Below are 2,182 nucleotides of genomic sequence, written 5' to 3'. Positions count from 1 at the left end.
TGCGGGCGCGGCCGCGCCGGGCGGCGTCGCGACCGGCACCGCGCGACCATCGGGCAGACGGACATAGCGCGCCACCGGCGCGGTGCCGCCGCCATAGTCGGCGACGAATGTGCCGCCGTCCCCGCCGCCGGGCAGGGCCGCCTCGGGCGGCGGCTGGGCCTCGCAGGCCCCGAGCAGCATCAGCAGGGGAAGGGCGGTACGCATCACCTGATCAGATTGGGTGCCGCGGCGGTGCAGGGAAGGGCGTGCGCCATCATGCCGCGAGCCGCGCGGCCGGCACCGCCCGCATCCGCCCGCCCGGCACGGCGCCCGGAATGGCGGCCGCCATGTCGGCGGCGACCAGCATGCGGTTCCAGTCCACGCCGGTGGCCACGCCCATGCGGCCGAACATCCAGGCCACGTCCTCGGTCGCGACGTTGCCGGTCGCACCCGGCGCGAAGGGGCAGCCGCCGATGCCGCCGGCGGCGCTGTCGAACACCCGGCAGCCGGCCTCCCAGGCGGCCATCACGTTCGCCACCCCCATGCCGTAGGTGTCGTGGCCGTGGAAGGCGAAGCGGTGGCCCCAGGCGCCGATGGCGTGGCGGAAGACGCGGTTCACCTGGTCGGGGCTGGCATTGCCCGTGGTATCGGCCAGCGCGATCTCCATCTCCGGGTTCAGCGCGACGATGCGTTCCACCCAGTCGAGCGCCTCGGCCTCCGGGACCACGCCGTCGAAGGGGCAGTGGAACACGCAGGAGAGGTTGAAGCGGATCAGCGTGCCCTTGGGCGTGTCGCGCACCAGCGCGGCCAGCTCGGCGAAGCTCTCCTCGCGCGTGCGGTTGAGGTTGGCCTTGTTGTGCCCCGCAGTGGCCGACATGAAGAAGCCGAGCCGATGCGCGCCATGCGCGAGCGCGGCATCGAAGCCGCGGCGGTTCGGCACCAGCACGGTGCATTCCAGGCCGGGCATCGCCTTGGCAGCCGCCAGCACGGTCTCGGTGCCGGCCATCTGCGGGATCGCCTTGGGCGAGACGAAGGACCCGACTTCCATGCGGCGCAGCCCGGCATCGTAGCAGGCCTGGATCAGCGCAATCTTGGCCTCGGTGGAGACCGGGCGGGCCGGGTCGATGGACTGGATGCCGTCGCGCGGGGCGACCTCGCTGATGATGGCGGTCTCGGGCATGGGCGTTCTCCGCGGTGCTTGGCCCCAGGTGTAGTCCCGCGGCGGGGCAGCGGGCAACGCGGGCGCTATTCCCCTGCCATCGCCGCCACCAGCGCGCCGAAGGCCTGGTCGGGATCGCTCGCCTCGCCCTTGGGCTGCGACAGCACCTGCTCGATCGCGGGCGCGAGGCGCACTGCCTCGTCCGCCTGCGGGTCATGGCCCGGGCGATAGGCCCCCAGCCGCACCAGGTCCTTCACCTCGGCATAGGTGGAGAGCAGCCGCCGCGCCTCGGCCACCAGGGGGCGCTCATGGGCGTCGAGCACGCCCGGCGCGGTGCGGCTGAGCGAGCGCAGCACGTCCACCGGCGGATATCGCCCGGCTTCCGCGATGCGCCGGTCCAGCACCACATGCCCGTCGAGGATGCCGCGCACCGCATCGGCCACCGGCTCGTCGTGGTCGTCGCCTTCCACAAGCACGGTGAACAGCGCGGTGATGGCGCCGCCGCAGCCTTCCGGCCCCGGCCCGGCGCGTTCCAGCAGCCGTGGCAGTTCCGTGAAGACCGAGGGCGGGTAGCCGCGTGTCGCCGGCGGCTCGCGCACCGCGAGGCCGATCTCGCGCAGGGCCAGGGCGAAGCGCGTCACGCTGTCCATCAGCAGCAGCACCTGCCGGCCCTGGTCGCGGAAATGCTCGGCCACGGTCATGGCGGCATAGGCGGCTTCGCGCCGCATTGGCGCGGCGGAATCCGACGTGGCGCAGATCACCACCGACTTCGCCAGCCCCGTCGGGCCGAGGTCGTCCTCGATGAATTCGCGCAATTCGCGCCCGCGTTCGCCCACCAGCGCGAAGACGATCACATCCGCCGCCACGCCGCCCGCCAGCATGGCCATGAGCGTGGATTTCCCCACCCCCGAGGCGGCAAACAGCCCGAGCCGCTGCCCCTGGCGCACCGGCGCGAAGAGGTCGAGCGCGCGCACCCCGAGCGCCAGGCGCGGCCCGAGGCGCGCGCGCTGGCCCGCAGGCGGCGCGGGCGCATGGGTCGGGCGC

The 2,182-nt window shown here is 73.8% G+C and carries 3 protein-coding genes; all 3 read right to left on the bottom strand.

Annotation, left to right across the window (positions count from 1 at the left end):
* Positions 1–204 (bottom strand): hypothetical protein (locus HW578_RS25755; RefSeq protein ID WP_198373563.1); only part of this gene is annotated, 204 nt, incomplete at its 3' end.
* Between the two features lie 49 nt (positions 205–253).
* Positions 254–1,159 carry a hydroxymethylglutaryl-CoA lyase gene (locus tag HW578_RS25750; RefSeq protein WP_198373562.1) on the bottom strand — a complete coding sequence of 302 codons (906 nt, stop codon included), beginning with the start codon at positions 1,157–1,159 and terminating at the stop codon, positions 254–256.
* A 65-nt stretch (positions 1,160–1,224) separates the two neighbouring features.
* A partial coding sequence (locus HW578_RS25745) for a FliI/YscN family ATPase (RefSeq protein ID WP_232479292.1) occupies positions 1,225–2,182 on the bottom strand: 958 nt, incomplete at its 5' end.

It is taken from the genome of Roseomonas rosulenta, assembly GCF_016106005.1.
Classification (GTDB): Bacteria; Pseudomonadota; Alphaproteobacteria; order Acetobacterales; family Acetobacteraceae; genus Neoroseomonas; species Neoroseomonas rosulenta.
This window is presented reverse-complemented; position numbering and strand designations above follow the sequence as displayed.

Coding starts and splice junctions, on each gene's coding strand:
- HW578_RS25750 (WP_198373562.1), bottom strand. CDS start 1,159: ATGCCCGAGACCGCCATCATCAGCGAGGTCGCCCCGCGCGACGGCATC.